This window comes from Kribbella qitaiheensis, from assembly GCF_042657745.1.
Taxonomy (GTDB): domain Bacteria; phylum Actinomycetota; class Actinomycetes; order Propionibacteriales; family Kribbellaceae; genus Kribbella; species Kribbella qitaiheensis.
The window spans coordinates 1-506 of record NZ_JBHSKE010000040.1 but is presented as its reverse complement, the minus strand read 5'-3'; the positions used below and the strand labels follow the sequence as shown (position 1 = coordinate 506).

The window sequence follows — 506 nt, the reverse complement described above, 5'->3', positions numbered from 1 at the left end:
GCGGCCGGGGCGACGGTTTCCTGCGGGGCGGCGTAGCCGGGAACCGGGCTGCCGTACAGGAGTCCGTACTCGACGGGGTGTGACAAGGCCCAGGCGCGTACGGCGCGGCAAACGGCCAACCAGCGGCCTCGGAGGTCGGTGCGAGGTACGGCCGCTTCCGCCTCGGTCGCGGCCGCGCCCAGAACCTCGTACGCATCGATGATCAACGCGGTGAGCAGGGCGTCGCGGCTCGGGAAGTACCGGTAGAGGGCTGACGCGACGATGCCCATGTCGCGGGCGACAGCGCGCAGGGACAGGTTGGCGCCGTCCGCAGCGACGTGCTTACGCGCGACCTCCTTGATCTCCTGGCTCATCTCCGAGCGGACCCGAGCGCGCAGCGACGGTGCTGACATGCGCCCAGTGTCGCACAGTTCCGAGAACACCGGGCCGCGACGAGAACACTGTTCTTGATCTCGCCTCGCGGCATGAGTACAGTGAACTCATTCGAGAACAGTGTTCTCGGAACT

At 67.8% G+C, this 506-nt stretch carries 1 protein-coding gene; it reads right to left on the bottom strand.

Annotated features, from left to right (window positions below):
• The coding region (locus tag ACFPJ1_RS43345) for a TetR/AcrR family transcriptional regulator (protein ID WP_380107688.1) at positions 1–392 on the bottom strand (392 nt) is incomplete at its 3' end.
• Between the last annotated feature and the right edge of the window lie 114 nt (positions 393–506).